Origin of the sequence: Halobacteriovorax sp. DPLXC-1 (assembly GCF_036903125.1) — a bacterium.
Classification (GTDB): domain Bacteria; phylum Bdellovibrionota; class Bacteriovoracia; order Bacteriovoracales; family Bacteriovoracaceae; genus Halobacteriovorax_A; species Halobacteriovorax_A vibrionivorans.
This window is the reverse complement of record NZ_JAYMCO010000003.1, coordinates 308,766-328,712: the sequence shown is the minus strand read 5'-3', so window position 1 is coordinate 328,712 and position 19,947 is coordinate 308,766. Positions and strand designations below refer to the sequence as shown.

Below are 19,947 nucleotides of genomic sequence, written 5' to 3'. Positions count from 1 at the left end.
TCTTAGATATATCTTGATGGGGGAATTGATGAAAGTATCAACAAGAATTTACACGCTTATTATGGCCCTAATGCTCACGAGCACTTCGGCTTACGCTTCTGTTTTTAGTCTAATTGAAGCGACTGGCGAAGGACTAAATCAACTACTTTTAAAAAGCGGTGTTTTAGACTCTGAAGTTAGAAGTGTCGTAACTAAAAATCTCGATCTTGCAATGAAAGACCTATCTCATACAGGGAAAAAAGAGGACTTTAGCTTTAATACTTTAAAGATGATGGTTAAAGGCTCTCAAGATAAAGCCAGACTACAAAAAGTTAGTGAAGTCTTTGCCAAAGAAAACCCAGAAGCAAAAGAACTAAAAGAAGCTATTAATAGCTTTGTCTATCTCTCTCAAAGATATGGATACAAAAAAAGCGCTATTCTATCATGTGCACCATGTGTGAATAAGAATCTATCTGATAATGGCTTCGACTTTGTTCTTTCTGAAATGAAAGATGAAAGTTCGGCGAGAATCTTTAAAGTTATGTCTCGATATAACTCACCTGCAAAGGTTCAAAGACAGTTATATTCTCAAGTAAAAAATGAAGGATGGTCTGCCCGTGTGCCAATGCTTAACCCTACAGATGAAGAGGCCCTATTATATTTCTTAACGGCCCAAAAGTATGGTTCGTCTGCACAAAAGGAGCTGATCTCAGCAATCAAAGAAGTATCAGTTAGTAATGGAAAGGTAGATCTTTTTAGTAATTTTAACGGACATAAGTTCTATTCATTTCTATCAAGTGGTTTTAATGATAACGAAATGACAGAATTAGCTCGTATTCTAAAAGCGACAGCAGAAGAGATGAAAGAGTCTAAAAAAGGTACTATGGATGCTTTCTATGATGTTCTTCAAAAAGAAGCTGATGAAGCAAGAACGCCAGCAGCTCGTCAAAAGAAGCTAGCGTTACTTGAATATTTACGCGATGATGCAAAATGTTTTAAAAAGTAATTTCTAAAATAACTCGACGCTACCTAAAGCTCCATTATCTTTAATTTGTAGGATTTTGAGGGCATTAAGGTAGCGTTGTAAACTTCCAATATTACTCTCTTCAATCGTATCTCTCATAACTTTATAAGCTAATCCTGTGAACTCTGGTGACTTGAATAATCCTTCAACATCAGCACTTGCCCATAGGTAGCGAGATAATGCATTCTCAACTTCTCCACTTGGAGAATATAGAATTCTATTAAGTTCAGAAAAGATTTGCTCAGGACTAAGTCCGTCAAAGCTAACACCATGCTTATTCATAAATTGAATAATAGCGCGATCACTTTCGAGGTTATTATAGATTCCAGAGATTGCCTTTTCTTTAACTTTAGCAATCATCTTTTCCACTTCAGCTACTTCCTTCTTACTCATCTTAGGAAGAGCCTCTAGTACTGAAACTTCAAGTCCACGATATAAATCACCTACTGTCTCGGCCATTAGAACTCTTTTAAGACCAAGTGTTTCTCTTGCAGTTCTTCTTGCCACTTCAGAAGTAAGCCTAGCTCTAGCTGTAAAGATCTTTCTCATTAAAACACCTTCACCGATTGCAGAGATTACTGGAACTCTTCTTCCAAAGAACCCACCAGTATGAGGTGCCCCTTGAACTAAGAGATATGGAAAGTCTCTCTTTCTAAGAGGTATTTTAATAAAGATATCAGTAAGAGTGTCTGCATTCTTAGAGATATATTCTACTAGCTCACCTTCTGGTAATCTTTGTAACTCATCATAAATTCTTAAAAACTCTCGACGGCTTTTTGCAAGGTTAGCTGTATTTTCATTCCATGCATGCACAATCCAGTTAGTCCCTTTTAGATACTTACCTTCAGCTGCTTTTCTTAAGCGAAGTCTTGCTCTAGCTGCTTTTGAAGAATTTCTAAACATCGACTTATTCAGCCTTTTTACATAGCTACTCATGTAATGTCTCAATTCAAGAGGACTTCCGTTAAATAGTTTTGCAACAGTTTGTCCAAGAGCTCTATCCACATCAGCATAGCCTAGATCGACAACAACATCACTTGTGTAACGATAGATTCCACCATTAGATTTTGTAATGGCCTCTTCAACACTATTTACGATATTGCGAATACCTTTATTATAAGTAGACTTTGATAATCTTCCTGCTTTATAGCTTTCTTCAATTTTATTCATCTTCTTAAGTGTTGCTTCAACAAATTCTTCATCTAGATCTAAATTCTTTAAGTTGTATGCAACATCATCCATTGTCTTTGCAGAAAGCATATTCTTAAATACATCACGATATTTCTTAAGGCCTAAAACAAGCTTAGCAAACTCAACTTCTGATTCATTTACGATAACTGAAGCGTCTTTACCTGATTGCTTTAGTGATTCTTTAATCCCTAACTTTGAACGGTTTCTAACGATTGATTTTAAAGACTCTTTAAAAATCTTCGATCCTACAGATATACTTCTTGTTAGAATTGAGATCATTGAAATTGTACCAATTACTTCAAATGCAACGGCCATCCATCCTTTTGCTACATTTTCAGCAGCATTTGAATCAGTGAATCCTAGGTCGGCCATCTCACCAACATAGTCCTCACTACGATCTGCTCTACGCTTTGCTTTTGTTTCTAGTCTAATTGCATTTGCCTGCATTCCAAAACCAACAGTACCAACTCCTGCAATAGCAATTCCACATAGTCCACCAGTTAAAACAGTACATGATCCAGCTGCTAGAACGGCCCCCATTCCAAGAAGGAATCCAAAAACACCATTAAACATTGCCCATTTTTCATCACTATTCCAGTCTCCCATACGATCCATTAGTTCTTTAGGTACTGCTGGGATTCCAAGAAGCTGATTAAGCTGATCTTGAACTTTAACTGTCGCATAAAAATTTTCTTTTAAACTATCAACATCATCTTCTTCGATTTGACAGAAACGATTAAGCTTACGATATGTCTCTTGTTGACGCTCAAGTGCCGATCTTTTCAAAATATCTTTATAAACTGGAGTCTTTAGATCCATATTTAGTTTTAAAAAACTATGTACTAATTCGTAGTCATCAAAGATATCGATAGTATGTGGACGAGATTCAAATATAGCTTTTCTTTCCTCGTGAGACTTTGCTGCAAGAATTTCTTTAAAGAATGCGACTTTTTCAACATCTTCTTCTAAAAGACGATTATCGATATCTTCTTGTGTTTGATATAGTAAGCGACCCTCAACTGCCTTATGTGCAGCATCTTCAATTTGAGAACGCTCTATTGTAACTTTGTTTGATAGTCCTTCAATTGCTTCATATGCTTTCTTACCTGAGTGTAATTCAGCAGTCATAATCTGAGTTGTATCTTTATTATATTCATCAAAGATATCATTCCATAATTTCTTATACTCATCTTTGTCTAGATTTCTCGTTAAGAAGTTTGGTGTTATCACCTTATCGGCCATAAGTACTTTAGCTGCCTCATCTAGGTTTTCGATATACTTCTTCATGTTATTGTTAAAACATCTATAATCATAATCAACACGCATCCCACGTGATGTTTTTCTCATTGTCTTAACTCGACCATTCTTAATACTCTCAAGTTCCTCTCTTGCAATTAAGTAACCTAAACGTACTTTTGCAAGTGGATTAAGGGCCTGCATTTGAGCAATAAGATAATCGTATTCATTAGTTATAAGTTCAGGAAATACTCTGGCAGTCGATCTTAGATAGTTAAAGATCTTGGCTAAAACCTGATAGCTTTCTTTTGTCTTTGACTGATCTAGACGTGAAACTGGAATATACTTACCATCAATCTTAAGAGTTTCAATATATTCAGCAACTCTTTTTAAGATATTAGTCTGTCTTGAAACACCTTTACATAGATTTCCTGGTTTTCTGTAGCAGTAACCAACCATCATCATATTATGGCGTGATCCTATTTCGAAGTTTTTATCATCTAAGAGCTCTACTGCTTTATCATGAAGAGTATTTAATCCCCAGTTTCTATATCCCTCATTTGCGTAAAGTGATGGGAAGTCTACAATGATTGTATTAGACTTTAGCTGAGACTTTACATTCTCACTTATGATGTCTTCAATTTTCTCAGTTCTGGCCTGGGCCATTTTCGAAGCGATATATGGAGATGCATTAATTGCTGATGGATAAATCTGCTCAACATACTTTTGATCTCCTTCAAAAATATCAACCTCAATGGTCTTATTTTCTGGAACAGATCCCGTAATATCCTTAAATAAAGCGATATCTTTAGTTGTAACATCTTTTGAAGTACGTGCTCTTCCCTTATGAGAATAAACCTTTTTCATATATACAGAAGATACTTCAGGCATCTTCATTTTCATAAATTTCTCATATGCTAGAGCTTCATCAAAACCAGCTTTTAAGCTTCTACGATAGAAGTCCTTAGCTTCCTTACCTTTAGCTGCTCTTAAAAAGTTCTCAATAGATGTAGATGAAACCATTGTTTCGGCCATTGGATTTAGCTGCTGAGCTTCTTTAACACTCATTAGTTCAAGATTCATCTCATCATATGCAAGTCCAGAATTCTTAATTAGATTATCAAGGTATGTCTTAGCTACAGATTCATCTACTTTTAGCTCTAGTAGATGAGGCCAATCACCGTTAACCTTATTACGACAACTCTTTGGAATAACAACATGATTCTCTTTTGACTCAATCATGATGTCATAATTTCTAATTTGTGTTGCCATCATTTGAATTGTTAAAATACGAAGTGCTCTAAGATAGTTCTTACCACTTGGAGATTCATTAATAATTACGATATCTCTTTTAAAGTTTTGAAAAGTATCAAGTTCTAAAGTTACATCACTTCCTTCAAAATTTACTTTAAAAAAGATCTTATCTTTCATTTCTCCATTAACAAGAAAACTATATAGTTCTGTCTCTTCTTCAATGAAGTCTGTCGTCAACTTTGGTAGGATAGTATTGATATCAATACTACTCATATTGATAAAAGGAGTTAATGAAACCTTTACATCATGTAGACCTTTTACAAATGAATCGTTGTAAGCAAGAAGTAATTCTTCTTTATCAGCATAAGCTTCATTCGTTTCATTAATAAAGTCTTCTACCTTTGCTTTAAAAGACTTTGCTCTTTCAAAATATTGAATTGCTTTTCTTGCATATCCTTGAATATAACGTTTTTGGCTACGATTTGGAGAATCACCAACTTCGATTTCAGAAATTACTTTTGAGATATCAGTAAAAAGGCTCTTACCTCTTCCCTCATCTTCTTTTTTCTCTTCAGGTCTTTCTTCTTGGATATAATCCCTTACTCCACAAGAATTCTTCTTTAAAGAACCAAGAAACGTAATGAAGTCATTCTCTTCACCAGTCTCACCTTGTGACTCATTATCATTTTGCATTCTAAAGGCTTGCTCATAGGCCGATAGCTCTTCTTCAGAAAGTTCAGACGAGATATTCCCTCTCAGTTCTTTCTTTACCTGGGCAAGCTGCGCTTTAAGATCTTTTAAATCGATATAGCTAGCAATTTGTCTCGTATTTTCAATAGTTTGAGCAAATGCCATCTGAAATGAACAAAGAGAAATAATAAGGAATGTCACAAGTTTTTTAAATACCATGGGTATATAAGAGCAATATGAGTGCCAAAATCTCTTTAGTGAGTCGACATGATTTCAAGTAGATACGACTGAAGAAGTGTTCAAACTCTGAACACTGTGTAGCTATATTGCTTCATTGAGTGCAAAGTACATCGTAAAGACATCTTCACGCCCATAGGCCATGTCAATTCGCATATTTAGATTTTGTTTTGGTAGAACCTTATAGCGAATCCCCCCTCCAATATGAGCAAGAGGATCAGAATCAAATAGGTCTGAAGAAATATCATTTCCAACACGAGAGCGGCCCCCAAAAACAAAGCCAACTCCAGCAAATCCTGCTAATCCAAAGCGAGAGGATAAAATACTTTTAAAATAATATTTATACTCTCCTTCAAAACGTAACATATTTGCACCTTCAAACACCTTACCTGTGTATCCTCTTGGGCCACGGGAACCAAAATTATAATTGTAATTAGGATTCGTATCACCAAGATTGAAGCTTGAGTCATATATCCATGAGAATAAATGCCCATTGTCTGTGAGAGAGAAGTATTGAGAAAAAGAAGCGTCGATCGTTGTTATGTTATCATCTCCTCCTAGATCCTTGCGATAAAAACTAGTTCTTGTATTTAAGAAGAAACCATCTGTAGGAGAGAAAGTATTATCTCTAGTGTCATAGAATAAGTTAAACTTGAAGCCAGTATTTGAAGTACCTAGAGGAGCACTTCCTTCAGATGTAAAAATGACCTCATTCCAAACTGCTCCAAAGCCTATAAATAATTTCTTCCAAACCCTTCTATTTACGTTTACAAGAACGGCCCGAATTTCATTTGAAGTATCAATAAATCGATCTAATTGAACTTGGAACATCTCGCTTAGAATATCACCCTCAAAGTATCCCCCCGATATTCTCCATAAATCAGGGCCTAGAAATAATTGTGTACCAACCGCACCCATGGCCGAATCATTTGATGTTACTTTTGCGAATGCACCAAGTATAGAGGGAGGTACGTTCACATCTTGATTTTTATATTTTCCACTATTGGCATCAAAGAGATACATTCCGATTAAGCTGAGTCCTAGCTTGGTGCTAGGCATATATGAAGGGCCAGGAACAAGTACAAAATTTCCTTTTTGTGAATCATTGCTCACTTTTTCAATGACCTTTTGTGCACGTTGCGATTCTTGAGCAAAAGTCATAGAATTGAGAATAAGTAAAAAGAAAATACAATACTGTAATTTCATGTGAGTAGACCTATGTTGAAAATAATATCTTTATTTCTTATGACGAGCACTTCTATCTATGGAAATGATATCAGTTTTTACAAAAGCATCTTTCCTAAGATTTCTAAAGTTAAGAAAATTAAAGTTGAAGATAAAATCAGTGAGAACCCTATTAATACGACTATTCAGGTCGCTTTTAATAAAGAGGGTAAAAAACTTGGTTTCATAAGAGAAGTAAATACAACAACAGGATGTAATAGCGCATGCCTTCCTGTTATTTTCACACTATTTTACAATACTAAGTATGAGTTTTTAAAATTAAAATCTAAAGCTGGTTTAACAAAGAAACTCCATAGGCCAATGACAGAAGATGATATTAATCGCCTCCACCTATTACTTGGAATCAATCCACCAATTTTCAAGACTGTTAAGCATCCAACAGATATGACAGATGCTCTAACAGGAGCAACAAAGCCACAATATGTTGATGCCGTCGTAAAAGAGGCCGCTTATTCCACTTTAAGAATTAACACTTACAATCAGGATACTATTTCTCAACTAAAGCAGCTGAAATTATAGACTAATTCGAAATGTAGTATTTGTAGCATTTGAATCTAGTACTAAATTAAAACCTGACCTCGTAAGAAGCTCTTTTGTTATGGCCAAACCAATTCCATTACCACCAGTTGTCGGCTTTGTTGAAAATCCTAATTCAAATATAGAATCAAGATGTTCCTTCTTTACACCGCTTCCACTATCGATAACTTCAATTGATTGAGCTTTTGATGAAGTCTTGAGCTTGATCCATGGCCTATTAACTTCTTCATCAGAAGTAATCGCTTCCATTGAATTTTTGATTAAGTTCACGATACACATTGTAATCTCTGCCTGATTACAACTAATCTCAAAGTCATCGATCTCCAAAATTAAATCGATATTACTTTCTTTAACTTTTTCTTGAATTAATTCAACAGATTCTTCTACAATCTTTCGTATAGGAACTCTTTTAAGCTCACTTGAGAAATTATCTTTAAAGACATTCATATAGAGATCAGTGATTTCTAAGATTCTTGAATTATGCTTATTTATAGTATTTATCGGAACAAAGTTTAAATCTTCTTCTTTAGTATTTTTTAGAATTTTATTTGCAGCTAAGCTCACAACAAAGATATGGTTTTTTATATCATGAGCAATACTGGCCGCAGCAAAGCCGAATTGGGCAGCCTTAGATAAGTTTATAACCTCTTTTTCAAGACAAAGAACTTTTTCAATAGAAAGCTTACTATAGTAAATATTAAAACGTACTGACTCAAATACATTACCTAAAAAGAATAAAGGTAGAATTGCCCCTGTCGCATTTATGCCAATTGCACTATCATTGAATGAAACTAATAGAGAGACGATGATCCCTACTTTTAAAAATAGCTCTCTCTTGTCATGTCTATTTATATAATGCCAAATAACAGCACTTGTAAAAACAACACCTATGGCACCTATGATTCCACTTGATTGCCCAATATAATTAGGAGTAATTGAAAGATTCATTGCACTGTAAAAGAGACTACTTCCGATATTATTAGAAATATTAAAAAGAAAATTATAGTCGAAGAAGAAGTAGATAAAACTACAAAGAGTCTGCATTAAAGTATAGAGGACACAATAAACTTTCATAAAAGAAAGAAGTCTAATTTTTTCACCAAAATAAGCTTCCAGAGAATTTAGGTAGAAGAAATATGCAAGGAATGCCACTCCCCACGTCATCCCTATTATCAGATTTGATGTCGCGACATTAGAGACATGAGTATTTATGGCCAAAAGGATACAATAGATTGATGTCGATAAGCACATGAACGCATGCCATAAGACTCGTCTTTCTTTGAGTTTTTGATAATTGATAACTGCAAGAAGTAATTGATAAATGAAAAACGAGCCTGCGGCCGTTGTAAGATATCTCAACAATGAAGTATAGAGCTCTAATGTCATTTAATTCTCTTATTGAATAAAAAAGGGAGCTGGAAGCTCCCTTTCTTTACTATTGACCTCTTAGGTCTTTTCTTAAAATTTTTCCAACATTTGATTTTGGAAGTTCATCTCTAAACTCAATGAACTTTGGTCTCTTGTAACCCGTTAAGTTCTCTTTACAGAATGCCATTAACTCTTCCTCAGTAAGAGACTGATCGTTTTTAACAACAAAGAGTTTAACAACCTCACCCGACTTTTCATTTGGTACACCAACAGCTGCACATTCAAATACTTTAGGATGAGTAACGATAATTTCTTCTACTTCATTTGGATAAACATTGAATCCTGAAACAAGAATCATATCTTTTTTACGATCAACAATTTTGAAGAAACCTTCTTCATTCATAACACCAATGTCACCTGTCTTAAAGTATCCATCAGTAGTCATAACTTTAGCTGTCTCTTCTGGACGTCCCCAGTAACCTTTCATAACTTGTGGACCTTTAATACAGATCTCACCAACTTCACCTGCATTTAAAGTATTTCCATCGTCATCTTTAATACATGCATCAGTTGATGAAACAGGAAGACCAATCATCCCATTGTAATCTTTAAGGTCCATCGGATTAATACATGCTGCTGGAGAAGTTTCAGTTAGTCCATAAGCTTCGATTAGAGGAGTCTTAGTAACTTCCTTCCATCTTTCAGCAACTGCACGTTGAACGGCCATACCACCACCAAGAGTTAACTTTAGGTGAGAGAAGTCGACTGTTTTAAAGTCTTCATTATTTAAAAGTCCGTTAAAAAGAGTATTTACTCCAGTAAGTGCAGTGAAGTTCCACTTCTTTAATTCTTTTACAAAACCAGGAATATCTCTTGGGTTAGTAATTAAAATATTTAATGCTCCAATCTTTGAGAAAGTGAAGCAGTTAGCTGTTAATGAGAAGATATGATAAAGCGGAAGAGGTGTAATAATAATCTCTTTTCCTTCTTCAACTACTGGAGAAATCCACTCACCTGCTTGGCAAAGGTTTGCCACAATATTTCTGTGAGTTAGTTCTGCACCTTTTGAAACACCAGTCGTTCCACCTGTATATTGTAGGAAAGCTAGATCAGAATTAATGATCTCAGGTCTTTTGTACTTAGACTCGTCACCTTTATCAAGGGCCTCAAGAAATGACTTAGCACCTGGAAGATCCCAAGATGGAACCATTTTCTTAACATGCTTAATAACAAAATTAACTAGAAGTGATTTTGGAAATTTAAGCATATCACCAATTTGAGTTACAAGTACGTGCTCAATTGGAGTATTCTTAACAACTTCTGCAAGTACAGATGCTGAGTTTTCAAATATAATAATCACTTTTGATTGTGAATCAGTTAACTGATGCTCAAGTTCTCTTGCTGTATAAAGTGGGTTTACATTTACACAAACCATACCTGCACGAAGAATACCAAATAGAGCAACTGGATATTGAAGAATATTTGGCATCATGATGGCAACGCGATCACCCTTTTGAAGACCAAGATCATTTTGTAGGTATGAAGCAAACTTCTTTGATAAGTGATCAATTTCACCATACGTAAGAGTTTTACCCATACAATGAAATGATGGCTTCGAAGCAAACTTCTCAAAACTCTCTTCTAATAAAGAAGGAATTGAAGCGTACGATTCAGGATTAATTTCTTCAGCTACACCATCTTGATAGTGTTTTAACCAAGGCTTTGTCACAGCAAAACTCCATTTGTTAATAATTAATAATTTTAAAGTACATTTTATTGTATTTTAATTTTTAGCTACTTACAATAAGCATTCTGTGCGCGCGTTGCATCATCTCATACATATTCACAAAAGTTCTTGAAGTAATAAATTTTATTCGATATAAGAATGACCGTTTTGCAAAACACCACACACACATTAGGCCCCCTGAATTAGGGGCCTTATCTTTAAACCAAGCCTATGAATGACGGAAAGAAAGATTTCTATATAAATAAAGACGGAAACACTGTCTTTACTGAAGAGTTTCACTTACGTCGTGGCTACTGCTGTGAAAGTGGCTGCCTTCACTGCCCTTATGGCTTTAATGACAAGCATGATAGCGCTAAAAGTGACGTCCCTCACGAGCTTCGTCGCCAGACAGAGATCATAGAAGTCTCAGATGAAGAGATGGCCGAATACTATCTAAATAGCATCGAAAAAATTGAAGAAGCTGAATAAACTTTAGACAGATGTCTGAAAAAATCACAAACTCACCTAGCTAAACATCTGAAATTATAGACATTCATCTTGGCATCCTCTGTGCATTATAAATAGTGTTTAAAACTTGGAGGAAAAATGAAATTACTAAGCATTCTCGCACTTACACTAATTCTAGCTCAGTCTACAATGGCAGCAAAGCCAGAGATTAACTTTAAGTGTTCTTCAAAACGCAAGAATATTGAATTTCAAATTAAGAACAACCTTATTAAGACTGAAGGTCGTATGCCGGCCCAATCAATTACTGGTCGCACTAGCAAGGTTGGAAACTCTGTTACGAATCACTACTCGATGGGTGGTCAGAAGTTTCAAATTCACTTTGATGACATCACTGATTCAAACGAAATGAATACTTATATTTCAATTAGAACTGATAAAGGTCACGAAGTAACTTATCCACTAAATTGTGAGGCTTTATAAAAGATTAAACCTGCTTAACAACTAATACTTGTGAGTCTGTCGTTGCCTTCAAGATGGCAGACTCAATATCTTTTAATACGGCAGTCTGATATTTCGACAATGAGGTTCCATCAATCTCACACTCTCCATCTAAAACCACAACAGAACTAATTCCATTTAACGAAAGAACACTTTCATCATTGGCCTTTAAGATTTTTAAACGGGCATTAAAATATTTATTACTTGTAAGTAGTCCACTTTCCTCTAGGTTTTTATATTGGAAGTGCTCTGGGATATTCTTTTCAAGTTCAAAATTAATAACATCCATGGCCTTTTTCACATGAAGCTCTCTTGGATTTCCATCAAGTCCTACTCGATTCCAATCCCACACTCGATAAGTGACTCCAGAGTTTTGTTGAACCTCAACAAGGGTTACACCACTTCCAATAGCATGGATTGATCCAGCAGGGATATTAAAGAAGTCACCTTTTCTAACATTATGAAAATTTAAAAGTTCATTAACGTCTTCATTATTTTCAATGGCCGTTTGTAATCTTTCTTTAGTGACACCGTCTTTTAAGCCGAGATAAATCCCAGCATCATCTTGTGCCTCTAAGATATACCAACACTCATCTTTTCCTAGCGCATCTTCATGGATGTGAGCATATTCATTATCAGGATGTACTTGAATAGATAAATTCTGAGCAGTGTCGATAAATTTAATAAGATAAGTTAATTCTTTGCCTTCCAGATCATCTTTTAAACTACGACCTGATTCACAATGAGAAAGTCCATTTTCAAGAGTCGAGACTTCCCAAGTCTCACCTAATGGGCCATCAAAGGACTCGCCTTCTTGAAGCTTAAACTTTTTTAATTTTTCACCACCCCAAACAGTGGTCACTAAATGTGGAAGCTGCTTTAAAATCATATAGATATCCTACCAACACTACCTTAACTATGCTAGCTTTACCTTTATTAATAAGGTTTAAATATACGCGTCAGACTTTTTGTCGATATGATAAATCATGGCAAAAAAGCACTCAAACCGTATGGAAATTCCAATTATAACTCTTCCCAATATTGTGTTTTTTCCGGGGACATCCCTTCCTCTATATGTTGTAGATGAAATCTTTCAGGATATATTTGAAGAGGCAACTTGTGCTGGAAATCCGATTGGAATCTCCCTTGCAATGGAGAAGGATTTTGAAACATACTTCTCTTATCCTTGTGAAATTCTAGGTTACGGAAAACCTCTTATGATTGAGAGAGTCGATGGTAATACCTTAAAAGTATTAATGCGATGTACGGGAAAATGCCAAGTTAATTATCCCACCCAATCTAGTCCCTACCCTGTCTACAATGTAACAGTATTAGAGGATGAGCATTCTATTATGGGAAATATTGACGACTTTTATCGCCTTGAAAATATTCTCTTTAGCTGGCTTGATGTTAATATCACTGATGATCGAGACCGCGACCACTTTATTGAGACTCTTAAAACCCCACACCAAATCATTAACTACGTTTCAACGTTTATAATAAAAAGTCGAATTCTCAGGCAGATGTTACTTGAACAAAAAAGCATTAATGATCAGATCAAAATCCTAAATTCATTAATTACTGATGAACATAGCTTTCAAGAAGACCCTATCGTGGCCCAAGCATATAAAGAATTTATTAGTGAAAAACTTCAACTCAAACAGGCAAATTAAATTATCTTTCTTAAACTAGAACTAAAAGAATATTTAATAAGGCCATCGCACTTGCTGTAAAGAATGAGAGAGTAAAATTATCATCGATCTTAGTTGAAAGTAATTCAATAATAGCGGTAGCTACTCCCGTAAAGAAAGCAAAGATGACAATTTTTAGACTGAGAGGAAAATAGAGCATGCCATATGTTGCCACAACTAAGAACGTCATAATAAAACACGCATACGATCCCTCAAATGTACGATCTTCTAAAACCTTTCTCTTTCCATAACGTATTCCTACAAATGAAGAGGCAGGATCAGCTAGAGAAAGAATAATCGTTGCCAATAAAGCAATCTGTTCATCAAAAGCAAGAAACGAAAGACCTATTCCCAACAGAAATAGTGGTGTTCCAGTAAAGCCGTTAACTTCAGAATCTCTTAAAACACTGCGACATGCATTCACAAATACCTGATTAAGACCGTCAAATTTCAGACGCAATATTTCGATCAAAGTGAAAAGAGCACTTGCTCCCAAAACAATATAAGAAAATAAAAGAGAATCAATATTTGTCAGAAGATAAATAAGGACTATTCCTAGTCCTGAAATGATGTGGACTAATTTTCTTAATATATGTGGTTCAAACTTACTTGGGAACCGATAAATACTTTCCATTCATTAAATATATAATTTTAGAAAAATAAAATAAAGACCTTTTCGAGGCTTTTTAATTTTGGCTATAATGAAGAAAACTTAAGTAGCGATACAAGGATGTATTTTGAACAACTTAAATAATACACATAATAATTCTAATTCTCACCTAGCAGATGCTGGTAAGTATTTAGGTGCATCAAATAACGGAAAGAAGATTTGGGCCATTGGTGGTGGTAAAGGTGGCGTAGGTAAAAGTCTTGTGACGTCAAACCTTTCAATTTGCCTTGCACTAATGGGGATGAAAGTCATTGCCATTGATATGGATCTCGGAGGAGCAAACCTCCACACTTGCCTTGGTGTCAGTGTTCCATCCAAAACTCTTAGTGACTATTTCACAAAACCAAATACAAAATTATCTGATTTAATCACACCGACTCCATTAGAAAACTTAAGCCTAATCAGTGGAGCACAAGATAATCTTGGTATGGCAAATCTAAAGGCCGCTCATAAGTCAAAGGTTCTTAACGACCTGCGTGAACTTGATGCAGACTATATTCTACTGGATCTTGGAGCTGGAACGACAAATAATACTCTCGACTTCTTCTTAGGGGCCGATGAAGGAATTCTTGTGACTCTGCCAGAGCCAACTTCAATTGAGAATACTTATCGTTTTATAAAATCTATTTACCATAGAAAACTTCAATCAGTTGATGACTTCTTAGAGCTTGGTCCATTGATTGATAAGGTAATGAACGGAAAAGTTGGCGAAAATCGCAAGCCATCAGAGATTATAGAAAAAGCCATGCAAATCAATGAGCAACAAGGCCTAAAGCTAAAAAGAGAGATAGAAAGTATCACTCCAAAGCTCATAATTAACCAAGCTAGAACCCAAGCAGACATTGATATTGGGTTTGCCATGAGAATTATCTCAAAAAAATATTTTGGTATTAATTTAGATTACGTTGGCTTCCTTGAATACGATGCGACTGTATGGCAAAGTGTTAAGAAGAAAAAGCCACTTATACTTGAGTTCCCGAACTCATCACTTGTTAAGAATTTTGAGCATGTAATCAATCGTATTCTTAACCTGACAAAGAAGATGGTATAAAAATGACAACTGAAAAGAATTACTATGAAGTATTAGAAGTAGCACCAAATGCTTCAGCAGATGAGATTTTCAAAGCCTACACAACCGCTAAAACTGCTTATAGTGGAGATAGTATTGCACTCTATTCACTTCTATCTGAAGAAGAGGCCCATAAGGTTCTTGAGCTTATCGAAGAGGCTTATAATATTCTAAGTAATCCAACAAAGAGAAAGAAATATAATCAAGCTCGAGGAATTGTTGTGGAAGATGAAACAAACTTCATGGCCACATCAAAGCCAAAAGAAGAAAAAGAGACTGAAAGTCAGGTCATGAGTCAGATGAATAAGCTTGTGGCAAAGAAGCGCTACGGTCTTGAATACGAGCAAGATACAGAATTTGAAAAAGAAATTGAGCAATGTTCTGAATATACCGGCGAATTCTTAAAAAGAGTTAGAGAATACAAGAAAGTTGATATTGCTCGTCTTGCAGATATGACTAAGATTTCTAAAACTTACCTTCAATATATTGAAAATGAAGATGTTGAGAAAATGCCAGCGATAGTTTATGTCAGAGGCTTTGTTTATCAATACGCTAAGGTTTTAAAATTAAACCCAGACCTTGTTGCCAACTCTTATCTGCAAAGAATTAAGGCCCTCAAAGAAGCAAAGTAATCTATGAGTGATCAGGCCAATTCTTTTGTTATAACTGTTACACAAGAAGACCATGATGAGTTTAGTCGTCTCGATCAAGTTCTCGCATCAAAATTAGAGCAATCAAGAAGCTTTCTTAAAGAACTATATAAGAAAGGCGCTATTACATCTGAAACAAAGATTGAGTTAAAGAAGATGCCTCCTGTTGGAACGCAAGTTTACGTAGACGTTCCACCTCCTCGAGAATCAACTGCAAAAGCAGAAGATATTCCATTAAAGATTCTCTTTGAAGATGAGCATCTGGCAATCGTTGTAAAACCTGTTGGAATGGTTACCCACCCTGCCCCAGGAAATTATACAGGAACTCTTGTTAATGCGATCCTCCACCATTGCAAAGATATTCAAGGTGTCGGCGATGAAAAACGCCCAGGAATCGTTCATCGTCTCGATAAGGGAACAAGCGGTGTAATGGTTGTGGCAAAGACACAAAAGTGTCATGAAGGACTGGTTAATTTATTTCAGGCCCATGATATCGATCGCTACTATGAGGCAATCAGTATAAGTACGAAACTTCCGCCTGAAGGAAAACTTGAATCAACTATTGGTCGCCATCCTAATAATCGCCTTAAGATGGCCGTTGATGTTCGCAATGGAAAAAAGGCCGTAACAAATTTTAAAGTACTAAAATATTACCAAAATCTAAGTCATGTGGAATTAAAGCTTGAAACTGGACGCACACATCAAATCCGCGTTCACTTAAGTCAGCTTTTAAACGGTCATATTCTAATGGACCCTCTTTATGGGGTACCAAAGAACGACTTAAAGAAAGTTGATACTCGTCTTAGAGCAATTATTAAGGATTACGAGCATCCATTCCTCCACGCAAAAATCTTAGGCTTTGTACATCCAATCACAAAAGAGAAGCTCTACTTTGAAGAGCCACCACCTCCAGTCTTCCAAGAAGTGCTGGATTTTTTGGAGTCTGAATCATAATGACCAATCGACTTTATCAAAAACAAATCGGTGAATATCTCTTTGAAACCTATAACGATAGACCTGAATTTGAATTTGATGAAGTAAAGCAGATTCACTCTTCCATCATCGCAAAATCACCAACAAATGAAGAAATCGAAGCAGATGGCCTCATTAGTTCACTCACCTTAGTTACTCCTTTGGCCATTAAAACTGCCGACTGCCTTCCTATTGTCGTTATTGGTGAGCTGGGAGTAGCAAATCTTCATGCCGGATGGCGTGGGCTGGCCCAAGGTATCGTTATCAGTGATGAAATCAAGGCACTTAGGCCACATACTTTTCTCATTGGCCCTCATATAAGTGCTAAGAATTACGAAGTTAGTGAAGAATTTAAACAAAACTTTCCTAATTCAAATGCCTTTAAGATGATAGAAGGCAGCCTGTGCTTTGATATGCAGCAAGAAGTCGAGGATCAAATTAGAAAAAACTTTATGAGTGCTCAAGTCATTTGTGCCAATATATGCACATTTGCAAATCTCAACTATAATAGTTTTAGAAGAAATCAAACAACTAAGAGAAATTACAATATTTTAAAAAGGAATTAAAATATGAATGACAGTTTTTTAAACAAATTAAGCTTTAATAAAAAGATCCTATTCTTTGTAACGGGTCTTGTTATGTTTGTCTTATCAATCTATCTGACAAACCACTTCTACCAAGTAAAATTCCCAACAGGGTTTGGGGCCGCATCAGCTTGTAATATCAATTCATTCTTAACTTGTGATGCTGCGACTCTTTCTCCTCTTTCAAATATTGCAGGAGTTCCAATTTCAATTTTCGGTATCATTATCGGTGCCATGATTATGTTCTTTTACATGGTTAATAAGAAGCAAGCAGAAGGTGGACTCTTCATTCTTCTTCTACTTAATGGAATTGGTTGTCTCGTTCTCTTCATCTACTCTCTTGTAATGCTTGGAACTTTATGTCCATTCTGTACACTTTACTATATCGCCTCATGGGCAGCTCTCTATATGATGTATAAGAACGATGCTTCTCGTGACTTTGATGTGAAATTCTTTGGAATAGCTATTCTATGTATGGTTATTAGTGGTGCTATTGCATATAGCTTTACTAGCTCAAAAACAAAGAAGTCTTCAGCAAGAAGTGCTCAAATTGTAACAATGTTTAAAGCGCTAAAGAGTATGGGAAATCCAACTAACCCTTCTCCATATCGCCTAGCTTCAGCAACTGAGAAATTTGAAGATGCACCTATTCAATTATCTGTATTTTCAGACTTTCAGTGTCCAGCATGTAACGCTCTAAACTTAGTACTGCCTAAGATTGAAGAGAAGTATCACGGTAAGATCAATATTCAATACTTCTTCTACCCACTTGACCACAACTGTAACGATGGAATGCAAGGACCACTTCACCAATTAGCATGTCAGGCCGCTTACCTAGCAAGTTGTTCAGGAGAAGAGAAATTCAAGTCAGTTCATGATGAGATTTTTGAAAATCAACAAAACCTTTCTCAAACATGGATTGATGAAAGAGCAAAAGAGCTTGGTGTTACTGAATGTATGGCAAAGCCTGAAACTAAGCAACTTGTTGTTGATATGATCAATCAGGCCAATACTTTCAATGTACAATCAACTCCAACTCAGTTAATTAATGGTGTAAAGATTGAAGGTGTTAGACCTTTAAGTGACTACACTGCGATCATGGATCACCTTTTAGAGAAAGCTAAAAACTAAGTATGAGTAAAAAGAAAAAAGAAAAAATTATTCCTAAATATACAGTGGGTCCAATTGAGACCCACTGTCATCTCGACTACCTTAAAGGCCAAGAGTTAATTGATACATTAGAAAAGTGCCAAGAATATGGTGTTGACCAAATTGTGACGATTGCTGTTTCTCCTAGCAACTTAAGTAAGGTCAGAGAATTAACAGAGAATAATATTGTCTTTGGAACTCAAGGGATCCACCCACACGAGGCTAAAGAGATTACACCTGATACATACGAAGAAATAAAAGCAAATATCTCCCATGAGAAAATCGTTGCAGTTGGTGAAATTGGACTTGATTACTACTACGAATTCTCAGATCCCAAAATTCAAAAAGAAGCATTTGAAAAACAATTACAAATTGCTGTTGATAGTGACATGCCAGTTGTTATTCATACTCGCGAAGCAGATGAAGACACAAAGGCCATTTTAAAAAACTTTTCTCAAACATTGAAAAGAAAGGGCGTGATTCACTCCTTTACGTCGAGTAAAGAATTAGCTGAGTTTTGTCTCTCAGAAGGTTTTAACATTGGATTTAATGGTATTGTAACTTTTAAGAACGCTCAGAATGTTAGAGATGTATTAGATATTGTTCCACTAGAGAAACTTCTTCTTGAAACAGACTCTCCTTATTTAACTCCTGTCCCATTTAGAGGACGAGAGAATGCTCCATTCTACTTACCTTGTGTTGCTGACTACATTGCAAAACACAAAGACATAGATGCTCAAGAATTAATTGAAATTGCAAATAAGAATGCCAAAGAACTATTCTATAAATTGACTTAAGAAATCATTTGAAATTCCATTTGCACAACGAAGAATTTCATCCTCATCTTTTAAATGGAAGCACTTACTTTCGATACGATACTCTCTGTCACATAAAGAATTAGTAAACTCATCCTCAACACCGGCTACATCATTTATCCAACATGCGGCATGATAAGTTAATGCATATAAGGTGGCATACTTTCCTTCAGCACAAAAGCCGAGAGAAGCCGATACGATGGCAGCAATCTTTCTTTTACCGTTTACATCAACAAAGATTGGTCCCCCACTATCAACATAGCAAGTATCCGTTTCTTTATTTCTCATATCTAAATAATTAAATGAAGTTCCGTATACTGGAATTTGCGCCTTTCTCTTTTGTCCGTAGCTAACATCATCATGTATTTCTTCATAAGGAAGAAATCCCAACTCTCCAGTGTATCCATAACCAACAGCTGTTGTTAAATTTCCAGGACGAAGATAATTATAAACATCCACTGGATTTGTAAGCAACGAGTAGTAGCGAGGAATTCTAAGAGGGTTCCAAAGTTCTAAGATAGCAAGGTCTACAGTTCGCACATCTGCTAGGTTTTCAATTGGGCCACCTGGAAATTGAAATTTTACAGAAGGATGGATAAACGCTTTTTTAACTGAGTATTGTGCATTTAATTTATAATCTCTTGTATTAGATAAATCTTTACCGGCTCCTGTATACACCTTAATCGTATGGGCCTTTTTACTCTCTAAACAATGAGCTGCTGTAAGGATATGATTTTGAGAAAGTGCTACTCCAGTACAGAATGCTTTTCCTCTTCTAACGAGGGCCACTACACTTTCATAGTCTTTTGCACCAACTAGCTCTCCACCAACAATGGCAAAGCTAGATGCAGTAAAAATAAGATATGTTAAAACGACGCGAATAAGCATGACACT

General features: G+C 35.7%; 18 protein-coding genes. 11 read left to right on the top strand and 7 right to left on the bottom strand.

The genetic code is table 11. The features are described 5' to 3' along the window. The first annotated feature begins 28 nt into the window (after window positions 1–28). Window positions 29–985, top strand: coding sequence for a hypothetical protein (locus tag VCM44_RS11540; protein WP_120404206.1), 957 nt, complete (start codon window positions 29–31; stop codon window positions 983–985). Between the two features lie 3 nt (window positions 986–988). Here VCM44_RS11540 and VCM44_RS11535 read toward each other — a convergent pair whose 3' ends face one another. Both VCM44_RS11535 and VCM44_RS11530 read right to left on the bottom strand, forming a co-directional pair. Continuing rightward, window positions 989–5,593: a hypothetical protein gene (locus VCM44_RS11535; RefSeq protein WP_334678849.1), complete on the bottom strand. Its 4,605-nt coding sequence runs from the start codon at window positions 5,591–5,593 to the stop codon at window positions 989–991. A 102-nt stretch (window positions 5,594–5,695) separates the two neighbouring features. Further along, window positions 5,696–6,817 (bottom strand): BamA/TamA family outer membrane protein, encoded by a 1,122-nt coding sequence (locus VCM44_RS11530; RefSeq protein ID WP_334678848.1) that lies wholly within the window; start codon window positions 6,815–6,817, stop codon window positions 5,696–5,698. A 39-nt stretch (window positions 6,818–6,856) separates the two neighbouring features. Here VCM44_RS11530 and VCM44_RS11525 point away from each other — a divergent pair, with 39 nt between their 5' ends. Beyond that, window positions 6,857–7,375, top strand: a complete 519-nt coding sequence (locus VCM44_RS11525) for a hypothetical protein (RefSeq protein ID WP_334678847.1) — start codon at window positions 6,857–6,859, stop codon at window positions 7,373–7,375. Here VCM44_RS11525 and VCM44_RS11520 read toward each other — a convergent pair. Beyond that, window positions 7,370–8,779, bottom strand: a complete 1,410-nt coding sequence (locus VCM44_RS11520) for a sensor histidine kinase (protein WP_334678846.1) — start codon at window positions 8,777–8,779, stop codon at window positions 7,370–7,372. The two genes, VCM44_RS11525 and VCM44_RS11520, sit on opposite strands and share 6 nt — an antisense overlap. Before the next feature lie 49 nt (window positions 8,780–8,828). Beyond that, window positions 8,829–10,490, bottom strand: coding sequence for a long-chain-fatty-acid--CoA ligase (locus tag VCM44_RS11515; RefSeq protein WP_334678845.1), 1,662 nt, complete (start codon window positions 10,488–10,490; stop codon window positions 8,829–8,831). A 228-nt stretch (window positions 10,491–10,718) separates the two neighbouring features. On the opposite strand from VCM44_RS11515, the gene VCM44_RS11510 reads away from it, so the two are divergent. Further along, the gene (locus VCM44_RS11510) at window positions 10,719–10,976 is read left to right on the top strand and encodes a DUF5522 domain-containing protein (protein WP_334678844.1); all 258 of its coding nucleotides are present in this window, start codon (window positions 10,719–10,721) and stop codon (window positions 10,974–10,976) included. Window positions 10,977–11,093: 117 nt separating this feature from the next. Next, complete coding sequence (locus tag VCM44_RS11505) at window positions 11,094–11,435, top strand: hypothetical protein (RefSeq protein ID WP_120404202.1); 342 nt, start codon at window positions 11,094–11,096, stop codon at window positions 11,433–11,435. Window positions 11,436–11,439: 4 nt separating this feature from the next. On the opposite strand, the gene VCM44_RS11500 is transcribed toward VCM44_RS11505, so the two are convergent. Then, a complete protein-coding gene (locus VCM44_RS11500; protein ID WP_115361721.1) occupies window positions 11,440–12,342 on the bottom strand; it encodes a type I phosphomannose isomerase catalytic subunit in 903 nt (300 codons plus the stop codon). A 97-nt stretch (window positions 12,343–12,439) separates the two neighbouring features. On the opposite strand from VCM44_RS11500, the gene VCM44_RS11495 reads away from it, so the two are divergent. Then, entirely contained in the window at window positions 12,440–13,126 is a 687-nt protein-coding gene (locus tag VCM44_RS11495; protein ID WP_120404201.1) for an LON peptidase substrate-binding domain-containing protein, read from the top strand. A 10-nt stretch (window positions 13,127–13,136) separates the two neighbouring features. Here VCM44_RS11495 and VCM44_RS11490 read toward each other — a convergent pair whose 3' ends face one another. Further along, window positions 13,137–13,778, bottom strand: coding sequence for a diacylglycerol/polyprenol kinase family protein (locus tag VCM44_RS11490; protein ID WP_115361725.1), 642 nt, complete (start codon window positions 13,776–13,778; stop codon window positions 13,137–13,139). 103 nt (window positions 13,779–13,881) lie between these two features. Between VCM44_RS11490 and VCM44_RS11485 the strand changes: the two genes are divergently transcribed. The 6 genes from VCM44_RS11485 to VCM44_RS11460 are packed head-to-tail and all read left to right on the top strand — an operon-like array spanning window position 13,882 to window position 19,035. Continuing rightward, window positions 13,882–14,865 carry a P-loop NTPase gene (locus tag VCM44_RS11485; protein ID WP_158536863.1) on the top strand — a complete coding sequence of 328 codons (984 nt, stop codon included), beginning with the start codon at window positions 13,882–13,884 and terminating at the stop codon, window positions 14,863–14,865. Between the two features lie 2 nt (window positions 14,866–14,867). After that, complete coding sequence (locus tag VCM44_RS11480) at window positions 14,868–15,515, top strand: helix-turn-helix domain-containing protein (RefSeq protein ID WP_115361729.1); 648 nt, start codon at window positions 14,868–14,870, stop codon at window positions 15,513–15,515. Between the two features lie 3 nt (window positions 15,516–15,518). After that, the gene (locus tag VCM44_RS11475) at window positions 15,519–16,487 is read left to right on the top strand and encodes an RluA family pseudouridine synthase (RefSeq protein WP_334678842.1); all 969 of its coding nucleotides are present in this window, start codon (window positions 15,519–15,521) and stop codon (window positions 16,485–16,487) included. After that, window positions 16,487–17,071 (top strand): polyphenol oxidase family protein, encoded by a 585-nt coding sequence (locus VCM44_RS11470; RefSeq protein WP_334678841.1) that lies wholly within the window; start codon window positions 16,487–16,489, stop codon window positions 17,069–17,071. Before VCM44_RS11475 ends, VCM44_RS11470 begins: the two co-directional genes overlap by 1 nt. Window positions 17,072–17,074: 3 nt before the next feature. After that, window positions 17,075–18,220, top strand: coding sequence for a vitamin K epoxide reductase/DsbA family protein (locus tag VCM44_RS11465; RefSeq protein WP_334678840.1), 1,146 nt, complete (start codon window positions 17,075–17,077; stop codon window positions 18,218–18,220). A 2-nt stretch (window positions 18,221–18,222) separates the two neighbouring features. After that, window positions 18,223–19,035, top strand: coding sequence for a TatD family hydrolase (locus tag VCM44_RS11460; RefSeq protein WP_334678839.1), 813 nt, complete (start codon window positions 18,223–18,225; stop codon window positions 19,033–19,035). Here the strand turns inward: VCM44_RS11460 and VCM44_RS11455 are convergent. Then, the gene (locus VCM44_RS11455; RefSeq protein ID WP_334678838.1) at window positions 19,015–19,941 is read right to left on the bottom strand and encodes a S1 family peptidase; all 927 of its coding nucleotides are present in this window, start codon (window positions 19,939–19,941) and stop codon (window positions 19,015–19,017) included. The two genes, VCM44_RS11460 and VCM44_RS11455, sit on opposite strands and share 21 nt — an antisense overlap. Window positions 19,942–19,947 lie beyond the last annotated feature (6 nt).